14 protein-coding genes are annotated in these 15,447 nt (G+C 62.2%); 6 read left to right on the top strand and 8 right to left on the bottom strand.

The annotated features are described in order from the left end of the window. Nucleotides 1-2: 2 nt before the first annotated feature. The 5 genes from KW841_RS26775 to KW841_RS26755 all read left to right on the top strand — a co-directional run bounded on the left by KW841_RS26775 (nt 3) and on the right by KW841_RS26755 (nt 5,989). Nucleotides 3-1,448, top strand: coding sequence for a HAMP domain-containing sensor histidine kinase (locus KW841_RS26775; RefSeq protein WP_218480363.1), 1,446 nt, complete (start codon nt 3-5; stop codon nt 1,446-1,448). A gap of 184 nt (nt 1,449-1,632) precedes the next feature. Continuing rightward, nucleotides 1,633-1,854: a hypothetical protein gene (locus KW841_RS26770; RefSeq protein WP_218480362.1), complete on the top strand. Its 222-nt coding sequence runs from the start codon at nt 1,633-1,635 to the stop codon at nt 1,852-1,854. 23 nt (nt 1,855-1,877) lie between these two features. Continuing rightward, nucleotides 1,878-2,990: an SCO family protein gene (locus tag KW841_RS26765; protein ID WP_218480361.1), complete on the top strand. Its 1,113-nt coding sequence runs from the start codon at nt 1,878-1,880 to the stop codon at nt 2,988-2,990. Between the two features lie 103 nt (nt 2,991-3,093). Then, nucleotides 3,094-4,587, top strand: coding sequence for a sensor histidine kinase (locus KW841_RS26760; protein WP_218480360.1), 1,494 nt, complete (start codon nt 3,094-3,096; stop codon nt 4,585-4,587). Continuing rightward, on the top strand, nt 4,556-5,989 hold the full coding sequence (locus KW841_RS26755; RefSeq protein WP_102701425.1) for a sigma-54 dependent transcriptional regulator: 1,434 nt from the start codon (nt 4,556-4,558) through the stop codon (nt 5,987-5,989). Before KW841_RS26760 ends, KW841_RS26755 begins: the two co-directional genes overlap by 32 nt. Here KW841_RS26755 and KW841_RS26750 read toward each other — a convergent pair whose 3' ends face one another. After that, complete coding sequence (locus tag KW841_RS26750; protein ID WP_218480359.1) at nt 5,990-6,370, bottom strand: hypothetical protein; 381 nt, start codon at nt 6,368-6,370, stop codon at nt 5,990-5,992. Between the two features lie 172 nt (nt 6,371-6,542). On the opposite strand from KW841_RS26750, the gene KW841_RS26745 reads away from it, so the two are divergent. Then, nucleotides 6,543-7,349, top strand: coding sequence for a bifunctional 2-polyprenyl-6-hydroxyphenol methylase/3-demethylubiquinol 3-O-methyltransferase UbiG (locus KW841_RS26745; protein WP_218480358.1), 807 nt, complete (start codon nt 6,543-6,545; stop codon nt 7,347-7,349). Between the two features lie 147 nt (nt 7,350-7,496). Here the strand turns inward: KW841_RS26745 and KW841_RS26740 are convergent, their stop codons facing one another. The 7 genes from KW841_RS26740 to KW841_RS26710 form a co-directional block, all read right to left on the bottom strand. Continuing rightward, nucleotides 7,497-8,192 carry a GNAT family N-acetyltransferase gene (locus tag KW841_RS26740; RefSeq protein ID WP_218480357.1) on the bottom strand — a complete coding sequence of 232 codons (696 nt, stop codon included), beginning with the start codon at nt 8,190-8,192 and terminating at the stop codon, nt 7,497-7,499. 304 nt (nt 8,193-8,496) lie between these two features. Next, the gene (locus KW841_RS26735; protein WP_218480356.1) at nt 8,497-9,255 is read right to left on the bottom strand and encodes a ChbG/HpnK family deacetylase; all 759 of its coding nucleotides are present in this window, start codon (nt 9,253-9,255) and stop codon (nt 8,497-8,499) included. Continuing rightward, on the bottom strand, nt 9,227-10,438 hold the full coding sequence (locus KW841_RS26730) for a GNAT family N-acetyltransferase (RefSeq protein ID WP_218480355.1): 1,212 nt from the start codon (nt 10,436-10,438) through the stop codon (nt 9,227-9,229). Before KW841_RS26730 ends, KW841_RS26735 begins: the two co-directional genes overlap by 29 nt. Nucleotides 10,439-10,442: 4 nt before the next feature. Continuing rightward, nucleotides 10,443-11,132 carry an N-acetyltransferase gene (locus KW841_RS26725; RefSeq protein ID WP_218480354.1) on the bottom strand — a complete coding sequence of 230 codons (690 nt, stop codon included), beginning with the start codon at nt 11,130-11,132 and terminating at the stop codon, nt 10,443-10,445. A gap of 86 nt (nt 11,133-11,218) precedes the next feature. Then, a complete protein-coding gene (locus tag KW841_RS26720) occupies nt 11,219-13,138 on the bottom strand; it encodes a hypothetical protein (RefSeq protein ID WP_218480353.1) in 1,920 nt (639 codons plus the stop codon). Beyond that, nucleotides 13,135-14,439 (bottom strand): lipopolysaccharide biosynthesis protein, encoded by a 1,305-nt coding sequence (locus KW841_RS26715; protein ID WP_218480352.1) that lies wholly within the window; start codon nt 14,437-14,439, stop codon nt 13,135-13,137. Before KW841_RS26715 ends, KW841_RS26720 begins: the two co-directional genes overlap by 4 nt. Further along, nucleotides 14,436-15,437 carry a polysaccharide deacetylase family protein gene (locus KW841_RS26710; protein ID WP_218480351.1) on the bottom strand — a complete coding sequence of 334 codons (1,002 nt, stop codon included), beginning with the start codon at nt 15,435-15,437 and terminating at the stop codon, nt 14,436-14,438. Before KW841_RS26710 ends, KW841_RS26715 begins: the two co-directional genes overlap by 4 nt. Nucleotides 15,438-15,447: the final 10 nt, after the last annotated feature.

Here is a 15,447-nt window from a genome sequence, read left to right as displayed (position 1 = left end):
CCATGACCACAATCGCTAAAGTGCTTGCGAGCGAAAGCGAAGTCCGCTTGAGAACGCGCAAGCAGCCGTTCGATCTGCTGCGCTGGTTCTCGCTGATCAGCATGGCGGTGATCGGCACGGTGGTGGTGGCGCTGGGGGCGGTGTCCACGCGGTTCGTGATTACCGAAAGCGTGCAGCGCGATGCGCTGTTGACCTCACAGTTCGTTCAGTCGATTGCCTTGGCCGAGGTACGTCATGTATCGATTCCCAACGTGCGGACCATGGGCGAGTTGCTCGACCCACGAACAGACAAGGACTTTCCCGACGTCGACCCGCTGGCCCGGGCCAGTGCCCGTGGTGAATTCCTCGACCATATCGAAAAGCTGCCGGACGTGATCCTGGCCAATATCTATGCCCCCGACCGCATGGTGATCTGGTCCACCAATCCGTCCTTGATGGGCACCACGATTCATGACAATGAAGACCTCGAACGGGCATTCAACTCCAGGATTTCCGTGTCGGCCAGTTACCACGATGTGGACAAATCCCGCATGGAGCAGAAGTTCGTGGTGCCCCCCAAATTCATCTTCCTCGAGAATTACATTCCCCTGTTCGACGCCGATGGCACCACCGTCACGGCGATGGTCGAGATCTACAAGGAGCCGCAGGACCTGATCAACCGCATGGAGCGCGGTCTGGTGCTGATCTGGCTGGCGACCGCCCTGGGCGGCGCTCTGATTTACCTGGGCCTGTTCTGGATCGTGCGGCGTGCGGCGATCCTGCTGGTGACGCAGCAGAAGCAATTGATCACCAACGAAACCTTCGTCGCGCTGGGGGAGATGTCCTCGGCGGTCGCCCACAGTCTGCGCAATCCGTTGGCGAACATCCGTTCAAGCGCCGAGCTGGCGATAGAGTTCGACGACGGTCCGGCACACGGCAATATCAACGACATCATTGGACAGGTCGATCGCATGTCGAATTGGGTACGGGAGTTGCTCCAGTCCCTGCGACCGCTCAATGACGAGGCTGAACCGGTGAACCTGGTGGCTGCACTGCACGACAGCCTGCTGGCTTACGAGCAGCAGATCGGCAAGGCCAGGGTCAACGTGGTGTTCGAGCCGGACCAGACGCCCATGGTCCTGAGCCAGCACGTGCAATTGACCCAGATCCTCAATAGCCTGCTGTCCAATGCGTTGGAAGCCATGGGCAGCGGCGGAACGCTGACCATCCGGATCGAGCCGCGCGAAGCCCAGCGTGTCAGCGTGACGGTCAGCGATACCGGCATAGGCATGAGCGAAGAACAGCGCGCCATGGCCTTCCGGCCGTTCTTCACCACCAAGCAGAGCGGGCTGGGCGTCGGGCTGGTGCTGGTCAAGCGGATCATGGAGCGTTTTGGCGGGGCAGTGACCCTCGATAGCCGTGAAGGCGAGGGCACCACCGTCCGGCTTTCATTTAATCTCGCCCCCTGAAAATGGGGATGAACTTTCCCCGTTATCGGGTCAAATCCCCAGTCATTTCCCCGGTCGTTGCGCATTGATGTTGATAAGCCATTGTTTATCAAATGTTAATGATTTTGCATAAAACAGTTACAGAACTGGCGAGATCCTTGCAAAACCACCATCACCCCCCTTCACGACATCAAGGCGGCTGGTGATGGAAAAAAAAGCGCAGTGCAGCGAAGAATTCTTCGATTTGCCTGACGGGGTCAAAGGCTCACGCAACATCGCGCGGGGGCAGAACGCTCTGTTGCCTGCAGTGCAGGCCCGTTTTGATTACCCCACCACGCCAGCGGCGCCCTTGCCGTTTCCACCGACGGCCATTGGCCCGTTGCGCCGCACTGCCAACCTTCCTCAATCGCAACGGCTTCAGTCCTGAACTTGAACAGGGAGGGTGTCGACATGAACATGAAGACGCATTCACCACGCTCACGCGCTTTGGGCATGCACCTGGTGCTGATGTTGGTGACCGGTTTGCTGGCCAGCCAGTTGCTGGTCGCCAGCCAGCCATTGTCGACGCCCGCACCGGCTCCGGCAGCCGCTGCCGAACCCGCTGTCGTTGAGGACGCCACCCCGTGGGGCGGCGACTATTTCCCCAACACCCTGCTGACCGACCAGAACGGTAAGCAACTGCGTTTTTTCGATGACATGATCAAAGGCAAGGTGGTGGTGATCAATTTCATCTTCACCACGTGCAGCGACTCCTGCCCCCTGGAAACCGCGCGTCTGCGTCAGGTGCAGAAACTGCTGGGCGACAGGGTCGGCAAGGACATTTTCTTCTACTCCATCAGCATCGACCCCTTGAGCGATACCCCCGAGGTGCTCAAGGCCTATGCGCAACGCTTCCAGGTCGGGCCCGGGTGGAAATTCCTCACCGGGGAATTCGCCGACGTCACCGAGCTGCGGCAGAAACTGGGCCTGTTCATCGACGGCGTCGATAACGGGCGCAACAAGGACCACAACCTGAGCCTGATCGTCGGCAACCAGGAAACGGGCCGCTGGATGAAAGCCTCGCCGTTCGAAAATCCGTGGATTCTGGCCGACCAACTGGCCAACACCCTGCAGAACTGGAAGCAGCCCAGCGTGGAAGAAAGCTACGTCGATGCACCGCAAATCCGTCCCCCAAGCAATGGCGAAGAGCTGTTCCGCACCCGCTGCGCGTCTTGCCACAGCCTCGGCCCAACGGACGGGCAGGGCATCGGTGTGCGCAGCATCGGCCCGGACCTGATCGGCGTGACCCGTCAGCGCGATCCGGCCTGGCTCAACCGCTGGATCCGCGAACCGGATCGCATGCTGGCGGAAAAGGACCCGATAGCGATGCAGCTGTTCGAACGCTACAACAGGATCTCGATGCCCAACCTGCGGCTGGACAAGAAGTCCGCCCAGTCCATCATCGACTTCCTGCAAGAAGAAACCGACCGTCAGCATCCGCCAGTGGCGCCACTGGCCAGTGGTAGCGAGGAACCTGAACAGCATCACTCAGTCGCACAACCGAACGTGCCCCAAATGCAATAGCGTCGAAATAGTTTCGTGGGCCGGTCAATTGCTATCAATGTTACCTACACTGACTGGATACATGGCTGCAAAGGCTGGTTTTCAAGAACTCAGGACAGACCCCATGCAGATACTGGAACAACAAAAAGTACCTGCGCCGCAGGCCCCGGCCGCTCCGCGCAAGGGGTGGCTGCCCCAGTTCAACTTGCTGCGCTGGTTCTCCCTGGCCAGTTTTTTCATCATTGGCGTGGTGGCGCTGGGGCTGGGCTACATCTCCACGCGCTTTGTGGTCGATGAAAGCATTGAACGCGATTCGATGCTGACCGCGCAGTTCATCCACGCCATTGGCGAGGCCGAAGTCCGTCATGCCGGGATTTCGCCGGGCAGGACCATGGGCGAAATGCTCGACCCGCGACTGGACCATGCCTATGCCGACGTCCCTCCCGAATCCCGGGCCACCGTACGCTCCGAGTTTCTCGACCATGTGAAACATCTGCCGGACATCCTGCTGGCGACGGTGTATGCCCAGGACCGCACCGTGGTCTGGTCGACCAACTCCGAGTTGATCGGCGTGCGCATCGAAGGCGACGATGAGCTGGATGAATCCTTCGAAATGAAATCGCCGGTGTCCACCAGCTACCACGAGATCGATGAAGAGCGTCCCGAGCAGCGCCTGTTGCGTGAACCGGAATACCTGTTCGTCGAGAACTACATCCCGATGTTCAACGCCGACAAAAGCAAAGTGATTGCCATGGTGGAGATCTACAAGGAACCGGTGGACCTGGTGGGCCGCATCCAGCGTGGCTTCAAGGCGATCTGGCTGGCGACCCTGATTGGCGGGGCGGCGATCTACCTGGGGTTGTTCTGGATCGTGCGGCGTGCAGCGATGCTGTTGCAAAGCCAGCAAAAACAGCTGATCGCCAATGAAACCTTTGTCGCCCTGGGTGAGATGTCCTCGGCGGTCGCCCACAGCTTGCGCAATCCACTGGCCAATATCCGTTCCAGCGCCGAACTGGCCCAGGTCATCGCCAGCCAGCCGGCACAGAAAAACATTGGCGATATCATCAATCAGGTCGACCGCATGTCGCGTTGGGTGCGCGAGTTGCTGGTGTCGTTGCGGCCGATGAATGACGACTTTGAAACGGTCGACCTGGTGCTCGCCATCGAAGACACCCTGAGTGCCTTCGAGTCCCTGATCAAGCGTTCGAACGTCGAAGTGCGTTTCGCTCCCGCCAGCGTGCCACCGGTCGTCAGCCACCAGGTGCTACTGACGCAAATACTCAATAGCCTGTTTGCCAACGCACTGGAAGCCATGCCCAAGGGGGGCATGCTGACGATCGAGATCGATTCCCCGGTGCCCGGCTACTTGAGCATGATCCTGACCGACACCGGCAAGGGGATGTCCAAACAACAACAGCAAATGGTCTTCAAGCCGTTTTTCACCACCAAACAAGGTGGATTGGGTGTGGGGCTGGCCCTGGTCAAAAGAATAATGGAGCGGTTTGACGGCTCGGTCGATCTGACCAGCCGGGAGCAGGAAGGAACCCGTGTTTGTCTCAATTTCAAAGTGGCAACGGGAGGGGTATATGGAGCACAGCATTCTGCTGGTCGAGGATGACGAGATCCTCGCCGAGAATATTCAGACTTACCTGGAGCGCAAGGACTTCGAGGTGACCGTCTGCCACTCGGCTGAAGATGCACTGGAGCAATTGGGTTCTTTCGCACCTGACGTGGTACTGACCGACAACTCGTTGCCGGGCATGAGTGGTCACGACCTGATCCAGAAGCTGCGCATCAGCGCGCCGGATCTGAAAGTGATCATGATGACCGGTTATGGCAACGTCGAAGACGCCGTGGTGGCAATGAAAGAGGGCGCCTTTCACTACGTCACCAAACCGGTGGCCCTGCCGGAACTCAAGCTGCTGCTGGACAAGGCCCTGGCGACCGACCGCATGGAGCGCACGCTGTCCTTTTACCAGGAGCGTGAGGCCCAGAAGTCGGGGGTGCAGGCACTGATTGGCGAGTCGGCACCGATGGTGTATCTCAAGGGCACCATCAGCCAGTTGCTCGACGCCGAACGGCGGATGGCCAACAGCGATTTGCCGCCGGTTCTGGTGGAAGGCGAGACCGGTACCGGCAAGGAACTGGTAGCCCGGGCATTGCACTTCGACGGCCCGCGCAGCAAAGGCCCGTTCATTGAATTCAACTGCGCCTCGATCCCTTCCAACCTGGTGGAATCAGAGCTGTTCGGCCACGAGAAAGGTGCCTTCACCGACGCCAAGGACCGTCGCATGGGGCTGGTGGAAGCGGCCGATGGCGGCACGCTGTTCCTCGATGAAATCGGTGAAATGGACCTGCTGTTGCAAGCCAAGCTTCTCAAACTGTTGGAAGACCGGACCATTCGCCGGGTCGGCTCGGTGAAGGAGCGCAAGGTCGATCTGCGGGTCATCAGCGCCACCAACTGCAATCTCGAACAGATGGTCCAGCAAGGCAAATTCCGCCGCGACCTGTTTTTCCGCCTGCGCATCATTTCAATCAAGGTACCGCGCCTGTACGCCCGTGGCGCCGATATCCTGCTGCTGGCCCGGCACTTCCTGGGGCTGCATGGCAAACGCTACGGCAAGCCGAACCTGTATTTCAGCAACCAGGCCGAAGAGTTGCTGCTCAGCTACAGCTGGCCAGGCAACGTACGCGAATTGCGCAACATGCTCGAGCAAACCGTGTTGCTGGCGCAAAGCGACACCATCGCCGCCCATCAATTGAACGTCTGCCTGAGCCTGGTGGATGAGCCACCGATGTTTCATCACGAGCCGCAGCATTTCAGCGAACAGCGTCCGTCCTACAACGGCGGCGAGTCCATGAACCTGCCGGAAGTGGAGCGCGACATGGTGCGCAAGATGCTCGACAAGACTGACTGGAACGTCACCAAATCGGCACGCCTGCTGGGCCTTAGCCGTGACATGTTGCGCTACCGGATCGAGAAGCTCGGCCTCGCCCGTCCGGACAAGCGCCAGTGGTAATCACTGCAACATCGGACCCTGTCTGAGGCAGGACATCAAGCAACCGGGATTCTCGACTTCCTGGTTCACGTAGACGCCACGCTCCGGATCGTAGGAGCGGATAAACACCCGGACCGTGGCATCGGCCACGGTTGGCAGGCGCGAGTCGGTAAACACGTGCTGGCTTGAAACCGGAATGAAATCCCCGGGCGCGGTCGGGATGTATGAGCCCGGCGGGATGATGTTCATGGACGGTGGTGCGGGGTGGGCGAAGGGTTGGTCGGCGCCGTAATAGTTGAATTCACTGCTGTAGTCGGTGGTGTTGGGAAAGTCGTCAGCGTGGGCCGCAGCGGACAGGCTCAGGCAGAAGGCGAACAAAAGCGTCAGGTCGGTCTTTTTCATGGCAACACCTGCTAAATCGGTTTAACCACATTTCTTCCAAGGTCATTAACTATAGCTGGCGCCGGGGGCGGCCGTCGGCGCTGTGCGGATTACAAGTTCGCAACATCTGTCAGGATGGGCTTGATCTAGACTCCGGCCGGTCAAATCGACAACCCGAACCCTGGAGCGTGCAATGGAACTGCCGACAAAAGAACAAGCCATCGCCAGCAACCGCGAGGCCTGGAATGACTCCGCCCGTCACCACAAAGACTCCAGCGAATGGCAAGCCTTGTTGAAGGGCGTGGAACAGGCGGATTTTTCCTGCCTGGATGACACCCTGACCGCGCTGCTGGCCCAGACCGGTGTCGACGGCAAGGAGGTGCTGCAACTGGGCTGCAACAACGGCCGCGAAAGCCTGTCGCTGTTCGCCCTGGGCGCGCGCAGCGTGGTGGGCGTCGACCAGTCCGGCGCATTTCTCGAGCAGGCACGGGAACTGGCTTCCCGCTCGCCCCATGCGCCGCAATTCATCGAAGCGGACATTCACCACTTGCCTGCGCCACTGCAGGAGCGCTTCGACCTGGCGCTGATCACCATCGGGGTCTTGAACTGGATGCCGGACATCGGCGAATTCTTCCGCCATGTGGCGCGTACGCTGAAGCCGGGTGGCGCGCTGGTGGTCTACGAAACCCACCCGTTCCTGGAAATGTTCGACCCCGAGGACGCCGATCCTTTTCGCCCGACCAGTTCATACTTCCGTCGCGAACCCTTCGTGCAGCACGAACCGATCGTCTACGAGGGCAAGGTCGAACAGCCGGCCGCGCCGTCCTACTGGTTCGCCCACACCCTGGGCGACCTCTTCGGCGCCGCCATTGCCGCAGGCCTGCAGATCCGTCACTTCAAGGAATACCCGCACTCCAACCGCGAAGAACTGTATGACCGCTATCAGCAGCAGGTGGCGCAGTTGCCGTTGTGTTTTACCTGGGTGGTGGTGAAGGGCTGATGTCCGGAACTCTATAGCGTGCTGTTGCTGTTGGTCCCCTTCGCGAGCAAGCCCGCTCCCACATTTGATCTGTGTCGTTCACAAATCCAGTGTGGGAGCGGGCTTGCTCGCGAAGGGGGCGACGCGCTAAAGCGGATAACCCCGGAATCAAGCCTGCGCCTGCGCCTGCGTCACCACCGGCCGCCCCGGTTTGCGCAGCGGATCCAGGCGTGAGCCGCTGTAGCGGGTTTCGCGGAAGAAGCGCCAGCGCCCGAACAGGCCGTAGACGTGTGTGACGCGGCCCTGTTCCTGGTAGCCCATGCGGATGTGCAGTTTCAGCGCCGGGATATTGTGGGTCTCGCAGACGTCTACCACCTTGTTGCAGCCTTGCAGCGCCATGGCTTCCCAGAGAGCCACCTGGACATCCACGGACAGGCGGGTGCCGAAGTAGGCGCGGGTCATTTCGCCGCCGAACTCGAAGAACTCGCCTTCCTTGACCGGGAACCAGCAGCCGTAATAGTGACGGTCGAAATAATCCCGGGTGCTGCCCCAGATGAAACCGATCGCATGGCCTTCGTCATCCAGGTACATATGCCCGGTATGACCTTCCGCGGCGAGCTCGGCCATGGTCCCGACGCGGTCGCCGAAGTGCTTGGCAAACGCCGTGGCGTTCTGCGGGGTGATGGTCACCTGGCGCACGGGAGAATAGGGACGCAGCTTGTGCGGCGGTACCGGGCTGACCAGGTCGCGCTCCATCCACAGCAACTCCCAGTGGAAGAACACATAGCGCTTCCACAGCGTACTGAACGTGCGACCCAGGCCCTTGCGCTTGATGTGTTCGTGAAGCTTGTCGAGTACGCTCATGAATCCCTCCTTTAACCGAGGATTGGTGGGGTGTAGTGAAGGTAGTGATGGGTATAGATCACTAATGGCAATTGCATGGCTATGTCCTTGTCAGCAATGTATTTCAAGTTGTGTGTCAGTCTTGACACAGTTTTCAGGCGTCAAAAAGCTGCTCATCCCGGACGTATTCGCGAGGAAAACAGCCGACTGCAAGGTGTACAACCTGTGGGAGCGGGCTTGCTCGCGAAGGCGCAGTGTCAGGCAACATCATGGGTGCCTGAACTGACGCCTTCGCGAGCAAGCCCGCTCCCACAGGGGGTCGGTGTTACTCCAGAGCGGTATAGGCCACCCGCGGCACACCCGGCAAACGCTGTTCCAGCAACGCACTCAAGGACTCTCCCGGTTCCAGGTAGGCATCGCCGAAGTCGGCGCCGAGCCGGTTCGGGTGGGCGACGATTTCCAGCAGTCCGTCGGGCGGCGGCTCGCCGTTGCGCAGATCCACCGGGGTGCACACGTAGTCGGCGGTGGTGCCGGCCAGATGGCTCAGGCGACGGTTGAGCAGGTCCTTGAACACGCGCTTGGGCAGGCTGAGGTTTTGCCCCAGGTTGCGCGCCAGACGCACGGGCACCCCCTGGCGGGCGGCGAAGCGCGCGACGATTTCGCCGATCGGCCAGATGTTGTGCACGTGTTGATGGGAGTCCAGGTGACTGGGGCGCAAGCCGTTGTCCAGGCAGCGTTGCCACTGCGCTTGGAGTTCTTCGAGCACGGCGTGGCGATCCCGGCGCCCGAGCCAGAGGCGGGTGCGGCGCAGGTTGAGGTCGAACTCGCCGGCACCGTCGCAAAAGGTCGGGCGCTGCACAATGCTCTGACTCAACGGGCGGCCGTAGGTCAGGTTGAAGTGCAGGCCGATGCGGCCTTCGAGCAACGGGTGCCGGGCCAGGACGCAGGCCGCTTCGAACGCCGGCATGTTGGCCATGGCGGTGGCGGAGCTGATGAGCCCGGCCTGGAACGCGCCGAGGATCACCGCGTTTTCGCAGGCGCTGAGGCCGAAGTCGTCAGCGTTGACTATCACTTGCCGGGGCATGTTCAGCCTCCTTGAGTTTTTCCGTAGGCGCAGGTGTTTTGACAGCCGGTGTCGCGACGGGCGCCGGGGTGGCGACTGCAGCCGCTGCTTGCCGGGCACGCCATTGCTGCAATCGGGGTTTGAAGCGTTGCCAGACCCGCAAGGCCAGCCCCAGCACCAGACCGCTCGGGCGCCAGGAGTAAAAACTCCAGCGCCAGTGTTCCAGTTGCCCGGTCATGCGTTCGTGCAGTTGATGGCTGGAGTTTTCCAGGCTGACCCGTGACGCATCGATCCACTCCCAGTGGTCTTCCAGGCCCCAGCGAATCCACTCTTCGAGCAGCACCCGGCCGCTGCCCAGGTCGGCATATTGCGGCAGGAACGCCAGGTTGTAGTCGTACAGCCGACCCTGTTCCAGCAAGCCGAGGCGATAGCTGATGCAGCGCCCCTCAAGTTCCAGCACCACCACGCGTACCAGGCCGCGGGCGGCCAGTGCGGTGAAGGCGCGGTCCATCCACTGGCGATGGCGTGCATCGGAAAAGATCCCGACCCCTTCATCGCCTTTCCAGCTCACGGCTTCGACTTCACTGATTTCCTGCAACAGCGGCCCCATGGTCAACGCGTCGGGGGTAATCCGCCGCACCCGGGCGCCACAGGCGGCGATGCGTTTGCGTGCGCGGCGCAGTTTGTAGCGCGGATCGCCGGAGACTTCCTGATGGTCGGCTTCGCTGATCAGGTGCACCGGCACTCGACAGCCTAGGCGTTGTTCGGCGGTCGAACTCAGCGCCTGCCACGGTGCCAGGGCCTGGGCCGTGGCACCGGCCAGTTCGTTCAATTGCAGCAAGGCATGGGGCAGGCGCTGGCGGATCTGCGTCAGTGCCTTGCCTAAAGCGTCGCCGTCCAGCCAGGTCAGCAGCGCGAGGCGGTCGGCGAGGGGATAGCCCAAATGATGCAGGACACGAAATGGCACACGCGCAAAGCGCTCCACGGACGCCACCAGCGGCAGGCACAGCGCCAGTTCGTCACCCTGCCAGCCGAGCAGCACGTGCAACTGCTCGCCGGGTTTGAGTGCCTGTTCCGATGCGCATAGCCAGGCCAGGGTGTTGAACGGCGTGTGGTCCGTCACGCACTGGCGCAACGTTTCGTAAGCCGCCGCGGGAAAGTCGTGGGTGCACAGCGACGTGTGCCATTCGAATCGTAGCGTCATGGGATCACGTCGCCTCGGCAGTGGCAGGTTCACGCACCGGTTTGCGCAAGGTTTCCAGGCGCGAGCCGGTGTAGCGTGTTTCGCGGAAGAAGCGCCAGCGGCCAAACAGTTTGTAGATGTTCATGATCCGTCCCTGTTCGCTGTAGCCGGTGCGTATATGCAGCTTGAGTGCCGGGATGTTGTGCCACTCGCACACGTCCACCACCTTGTTGCAGCCCTGGGCGTGCATGGCTTTCCACAGCTCGGTTTGCAGGTCCATCGACAGCCGGGTACCCCAGTAGGGCCTGGCCAGTTCGCCACCGAACTCGAAGAACTCCCCTGGCTTCACCGGGAACCAGCAACCGTAGTAGTGCTTGTCGTGATAGTTGCGGGCGGCCCCCCAGATGAACGCCACCGCGTCACCCTTGTCGTCCAGGTGCATTTGCCCGGTGTAACCCTCGCGGGCCAGTTCGGCCATGGTCTCTACCCGGTCGCCAAAGTGACGGGTGAAGGCCACGGCGTTCTCCGGGGTGATGCTGACGACCCGCAGCGGCGGGTAGGCCTTGAGTTTGTGCGGTGGCACCGGGCTGACCAGGTCACGCTCCATCCACAGCAGTTCGTGGTGGGAAAACACGAAGTGCTTCCAGATTTTTTTCAGGGTGGCGCTCAGGCCTCTTCGCTTGATGTGTTCGCTGAGTTTGTGCAGTGCGCTCATGTTGTTGGCTCCTGACGGGATTGCCCGTGAGTGGAGTGATTCCTGCGCGCGGCGAAATGCCGACACGGCCAAGCACAAGAGGGCGGTCATGAGGCGATCCAGCTGAGGGCGAACAGGGTTTGCCCGGGCAGTTCGAAGCTCACGCGACCGTCCCGGCAGTTGAAGGGCGCGTCGCGGCTGCGATTGTCAGCACCGAAGTAACGCAGGGCGCCCTTGCCCAGCGGGCAGGCCACACCGTTGAGGTCGACACGCTGCAAACGCGTGCCCTTGTTCACCCCCAGCAGCGTGCGCTTGAGGTCATCGGCCATGGCCAGCGCATCGACTTCGAAGGCATCGTTGTCCAGGCGCACCACCTGGTGCAGCCAGTGTTGCTGGATGAACTGCTGGGCCAGGCCGACGGGTTTGAGTTCGAAATGATCATCGCCGAGCACCCGCAGCATGCCCTTGGGGTACTCGGGTTCGTCCGCGGCCTGGAACCAGCCGAGCATGTCGAGCAGGCCGTCCTGGGACGCGTTGATCACCACCGAGGCCCACCACAGCGAGGCGTAGTGGGTTTCCTGATCGTAAGGGCTGAGGCTGGCACCGCTGGACATGTTGGTCTGGTCGAGCAACAAGGCCTTGCGCGGCCGACCCTGGGCGTCGAGCCCCACCAGTTCGGCGGCACGGCGCACGCTGTCGCGGTAGACGCGGGTCGCGAGCAGGTCGCGGATCATCCATTCGTGCCAGGCCAGGGCGTCAATCTGCTCGCCGTTGTCCTTGAGCAAGCGCCGGGCCCAATCGATACCACGCCGCTCGCTGGCGTGGTCGGACAACGGGCCGTTGATAAAACGCGAGCTGGCCGGAATGGCGATGCGCACGCCGGCCCTGGCATTGTCGGGGTTGCCGCGAACCTGCCGGGCCATGCTGTTGAACTGGGTCTGGAAACTGGCGTAGTCCGGGTAATTGAGGTTCGGCTCGTCGGCAAAACCGATGTAGTGCGTGCCCTTGCCGCCCAGGGCACGGGTCGCGGCCAGCCAGGCCTCGAGGCCGCCATGGCTGGTGCTGTCGGCGCGCAGTTCGGCCTGGCGCTGGCTGCCAGCCAACAGGGTGATGTCCTGGGTGATGCCGAACCGCTCCTGGTACAGGCGACGGAACGCGTCTTCGTAGTGCGGCCGCGTGGCCATGATGTCGACGAGGCTGTAGTAAGTCGCCGCCTGCGGTTTGAGCGCATCGAGCACGGCAAAGCTGGCGGGCGGTGGCATCACGTAGGGCAGGGCGATGCCCAGGTTCGGTGTGTTGCCGAGCAGGTCCTTGTGCAGGGTCAACCGGGTCCGGCCATCGTCCTCGCGCAGCGGCTTGAGCTGTTGCGGATTCTGCGCGAACAGATTGGCCGTGCCATCGAGCCAGAACGCCGCCTTGCCGCTGCCTTGCAGGCGCAGGCGCCAGACCTGGTCGCTGTCGGCGACCGGCAGTTCGGCCTTGTCGAATTGCCAATAGGCGCGGTAGGGCTTGAGGGGCAACGTCAGTTGCTTGCCGTCGCCCACGCGCTGGGTTTGCAGGGCTTGGACGCCATCGTGGAACTTGCCGGCGAGGACGGCGTGTTCGCCGGCCGCGACCTTGAAATACAGCTCGTCGCCGTCACGGGTTTCCGCGCTGAAATGCACCTTGGCCGGAGCGAACAGCGCTACCGTGCGCTCATCGTGTTCCACGCGGTAGCGGCGGAAGCTGTAGCCCGGAATCTCCAGGCGATAACTGCTGGCACCCGGTGCCAGTGGCCAGCGCTGGCTGCCCTGGGTCTCGGCGGCGGCAATCGCCCGTTCGCCCGCAAGCTTGCCCTGGCCATCGAGCAGATACAGATGTTCTTCGTTGGCCCCGGCCTGCCACGCCGCCACCCATTGCACGCTCAGGGTGTCGGGGCGATCCGTTTGCAGGTACAGGCTGCCGTCGCGGATATCGGCCCAGCGCATCGGCCCGGCGTAGACGTCGACGCTCAGGCCAAGGCTCACCAGCAGCGCGAAATACTTCATGCCGACTTCCGTTGCAATACCAGCAGCATCGGCGCGATATCGCTGGGCAGGATGATCAGGGTTTGCCAGAACGGCACCTGGCTCAGGCGGCAATACATCACCAGCAGGGCGACCGTCACCGCCAGGTAGGCGATGGACGAGGCCGCCGCCGCACCGACGATGCCGTAGGCCGGGATCAGCACCAGGTTCAACGCCAGGTTGAGCAGGGCACCGAGGCCCATCAACAACGAAATCGAACCCGGGCGATTCTTGCCCAGCAAGTCCAGGCGCAGGATGCTCGCGTAGCACAGCCCGAGCAGGCCCGGCAGCAGGGCGAGCAATGCCGGATAGGCCGGTTGGTAGGCCACGCCGAACAGCGTGACGATCAGCCATTCACCGATCAGCGCCATGCTCAGGCAGGCGCCGAGCATCACCGTGGCCGTCAGGCGCAAGGCCAGCGGCGTGACTTTGTCGATGCCTTCTTCCTGTTGCAGCAGGCGTTTCATCAGCGGCGTGGTCACCGCTTCCGGGACGATCAGCAACAACTCGGCGGCGGCGCTGGCCATGGCGTAGTGACCCAGCGCGGTGCTGCCGAGCAGGGCGCCGATGAACAGGTAGTCGGAGCGCAGGATCACTTGCTGGAACAGCAGGTCCGGATGGCTGCGGGCGCTGTAGCGCAGCAGTTCGTTCTGGCTGGCGCGGTCCCATTGCAGGGTCAGTGGCTGGTTGCGCTTGAGCCACACCCAACCGACCAGCACCACCAGGCTGATGCCCGCCAGCCAACTGATCAGCGCCGCTTCCAGCGCCGCGCTTTGCCACATCCAGAACAAGGCGAGGAACAGCAACAGCGGCACCAGCGATTCGATCAGGCGCAAGGCATTGAAGGCGACTACGCCGCCGGAGGCGTTGTGCAAGGTCAGCAAACCGCTTTTGAGCACCGTCAGCGGCACCGCCAGCAGCAACAGCCAGGCGAGCAGGCCCAATTGCGTGGTGATGTCCAGTTCACTGCCGAACTCGCGGGTCAGCGCCACCACCAGCAGGGTCAGCAACGCCGCCAGCAGGCAACCGAACACCAGCACCTGGCTGAGCAGCAATCCCATCGGTCGCTGCTTGGCCGCCTGATAACCCACCGCGGAGTTCAAGCCGCCGCTGGTGGCCGCGCTGATCAGGTCGGGCAGGGTGCTGAGCAAGGCAAACAGGCCGCGTTCGCTGGGGCCGAGAATCCGCGCCAGCAGCACGTTGCGCAGCAGGCGCAAAGCGATCATCGCCAGTTTGGTGCCCATGCTCAGGGCCAGATGCTTGAGGTAGTGGCTGCGACTCATGGACGTGCCCCACGGTAGATACGCCAGGACAGCAACTCGGGATTGCGCGCGGTACGCTGGCTGACGCCGAAGCGCGGCAGGGCCAGCGGATCTTCGGCCCCGCGATAAAGGCCGGTGCCGGTGCCCAGGGCAAACGGGAAGCCTTGCCTGGCCACCTGTTGACGCACCCGCGCATCGTTGTCGCCATTGGGGTAGCAATAGACCGGCAACGGCCGGTTGCAACCGTGCAGGAGCGCGTCGCGACTGCGGCTCAGTTCTTCGTCCAGGCGTTGATCGTCGAGACCGGTGAGGATCGCGTGGCTGGCACCGTGGGGGCCGAAGCGCACCAGGCCGGACGCTTCGAGCGTACGCACCTGCTGCCAGTCCAGCGCCTGGGGCAACGACTCCTGCGCGCAGTCGTCGGTCAGGCGATGGAGGTCCGGCGGCGCCAGGGTCTTCAGGCTCTGCAGGAAATTCAGCAACGCCAGGCTGCGGCGCTGCTCGTGCGGGTCATCGCACAGTGTCGGCAGCGGACGCCCCGCGAGCTGCAAGCGTTCGATCAGATGCCGGCGTGCTTGTTCGCCATGGCTGTTCCACAGGGTTTCGCCGATGCTTTCCCACCAGAACCGCTGGCGGCTGCCGATGAAATCGGTGGACAGGAAAATGCTCGCCGGCACCTGGTATTGCTGCAGCAACGGGAAGGCATTCACCGCGTTGTCGCGCCAGCCGTCATCGAAGGTCAGCGTCACTTTCGGCCGCTCCGAGCGCGGCGTGCCGGGTTGCAGAATGTCCATCAGCGGCACGCAGTCGAAGTGTTTCTTCAACCACAGCAGCAGGTGTTCAAATGCCTTTGGCCCGACGCACAGTTCATTGCGATGGGGCAGTGCGGCGGCCCGGTCGCTGGCCAGCACCCGGTGCAGCATCAGGATCACCCCGGCGCCGTGCAGTTGATTGCGCCCGACCGGGGAATTGAGGTACAGCCAGCCACTGGTGCGTTTTAACAGTTGCTTGATCGCCATGGCACGCGCC

It is taken from the genome of Pseudomonas sp. PDM28 (assembly GCF_019219115.1).
Classification (GTDB): Bacteria; Pseudomonadota; Gammaproteobacteria; order Pseudomonadales; family Pseudomonadaceae; genus Aquipseudomonas; species Aquipseudomonas laurylsulfatiphila.
The sequence above is the reverse complement of the archived record's forward strand: the minus strand, read 5'-3'. Positions and strand labels throughout refer to the sequence as shown.